Raw genomic sequence first — 2,453 nt, 5'->3', positions numbered from 1 at the left:
TGGTGTGTAGTGGCGTGTTCTAGACCCGAAGCGGAGTGATCTACCCATGGCCAGGTTGAAGCGACGGTAAGACGTCGTGGAGGACCGAACCCACTTAGGTTGAAAACTGAGGGGATGAGTTGTGGGTAGGGGTGAAAGGCCAATCAAACTCCGTGATAGCTGGTTCTCCCCGAAATGCATTTAGGTGCAGCGTCACGTGTTTCTCATCGGAGGTAGAGCTACTGGATGGTCTAGGGGGCTTACCGGCTTACCGAAATCAGCCAAACTCCGAATGCCGGTGAGTGAGAGCGTGGCAGTGAGACTGCGGGCGATAAGGTTCGTAGTCGAGAGGGAAACAGCCCAGATCGCCAGCTAAGGTCCCTAAGCGTGTACTAAGTGGAAAAGGATGTGGGGTCGCGAAGACAACCAGGAGGTTGGCTTAGAAGCAGCCACCCTTGAAAGAGTGCGTAATAGCTCACTGGTCAAGTGATCCTGCGCCGACAATGTAGCGGGGCTCAAGTACACCACCGAAGCTGCGGCACTCACACAACAGCCCGCATCGTTCCTACGGGGATGGTGCCAGGTGTGTGGGTGGGTAGGGGAGCGTCGTGCAGCCGTGGAAGCATCGGGGTGACCTAGGTGTGGAGGCTGTGCGAGTGAGAATGCAGGCATGAGTAGCGAAAGACGAGTGAGAAACTCGTCCGCCGAATGACCAAGGGTTCCTGGGCCAGGTTAATCCGCCCAGGGTGAGTCGGGACCTAAGACGAGGCCGACAGGCGTAGCCGATGGACAACGGGTTGATATTCCCGTACCCGTGTGAACGCGCCCCTGGTGAATCAGTGATACTAACCGCCCTGAATCCCGGTGACGGATCTCTTTCGAGAGTGATGCGCTGGGTGGATGCGTGGGACCTGATCTGGTAGTAGCCAAGCGATGGGGTGACGCAGGAAGGTAGCTGAGCCAGTCAGTGGTAATACTGGTGTAAGCCTGTAGGGCGAGACATAGGCAAATCCGTGTCTCATACAGCCTGAGAGGTGATGCGTAGCCGATTGAGGCGAATTCAGTGATCCTATGCTGCCGAGAAAAGCCTCTAGCGAGCTTTCACACGGCCCGTACCCCAAACCGACACAGGTGGTCAGGTAGAGAATACTGAGGCGATCGAGATAACTATGGTTAAGGAACTCGGCAAAATGCCCCCGTAACTTCGGGAGAAGGGGGACCTCGTCCGGTGATCATCCTTGCGGTGTGAGCTGGGTGGGGTCGCAGAGACCAGTGAGAAGCGACTGTTTACTAAAAACACAGGTCCGTGCGAAGTCGTAAGACGATGTATACGGACTGACGCCTGCCCGGTGCTGGAAGGTTAAGAGGACCGGTCAACTGCACTTGTGTGGTGAAGCTGAGAATTTAAGCCCCAGTAAACGGCGGTGGTAACTATAACCATCCTAAGGTAGCGAAATTCCTTGTCGGGTAAGTTCCGACCTGCACGAATGGCGTAACGACTTCTCAGCTGTCTCAACCATAGACTCGGCGAAATTGCATTACGAGTAAAGATGCTCGTTACGCGCGGCAGGACGAAAAGACCCCGGGACCTTCACTATAGCTTGGTATTGGTGTTCGGTTCGGTTTGTGTAGGATAGGTGGGAGACTGTGAAGCGGTGACGCCAGTTACTGTGGAGTCGTTGTTGAAATACCACTCTGATCGTATTGGATACCTCAACCTCGGACCATGATCTGGTTCAGGGACAGTGCCTGGTGGGTAGTTTAACTGGGGCGGTTGCCTCCCAAAATGTAACGGAGGCGCCCAAAGGTTCCCTCAGCCTGGTTGGCAATCAGGTGTCGAGTGCAAGTGCACAAGGGAGCTTGACTGTGAGACTGACAGGTCGAGCAGGGACGAAAGTCGGGACTAGTGATCCGGCACCGGCATGTGGAAGCGGTGTCGCTCAACGGATAAAAGGTACCCCGGGGATAACAGGCTGATCTTCCCCAAGAGTCCATATCGACGGGATGGTTTGGCACCTCGATGTCGGCTCGTCGCATCCTGGGGCTGGAGTAGGTCCCAAGGGTTGGGCTGTTCGCCCATTAAAGCGGCACGCGAGCTGGGTTTAGAACGTCGTGAGACAGTTCGGTCTCTATCCGCCGCGCGCGTCAGAAACTTGAGGAAGGCTGTCCCTAGTACGAGAGGACCGGGACGGACGAACCTCTGGTGTGCCAGTTGTTCCACCAGGAGCACCGCTGGTTAGCTACGTTCGGAAGGGATAACCGCTGAAAGCATCTAAGCGGGAAGCCTGTTCCAAGATGAGGTTTCTCACCCCCTTTGTGGGGGTAAGGCCCCCGGCAGACCACCGGGTTGATAGGCCAGAACTGGAAGTGCAGTAATGCATGCAGGTGACTGGTACTAATAGGCCGAGGACTTACCACAAAGAAGCTACGCGTCCACTGTGCAATATCTGAAACAACACACGAAAGTTGTATTT

1 rRNA gene is annotated in these 2,453 nt (G+C 55.4%); it reads left to right on the top strand.

Going from position 1 to position 2,453, the window contains the following annotated elements:
• A 23S ribosomal RNA gene (locus H292_RS0126595) occupies positions 1 to 2,398 on the top strand; the annotation flags it as partial.
• Positions 2,399 to 2,453 lie beyond the last annotated feature (55 nt).

The organism is Rhodococcus sp. 114MFTsu3.1 (assembly GCF_000383555.1).
GTDB classification, from domain to species: Bacteria; Actinomycetota; Actinomycetes; order Mycobacteriales; family Mycobacteriaceae; genus Rhodococcoides; species Rhodococcoides fascians_E.
Note: the sequence above shows the minus strand (reverse complement) of the source record. Positions and strands in the feature narration are given on the sequence as shown.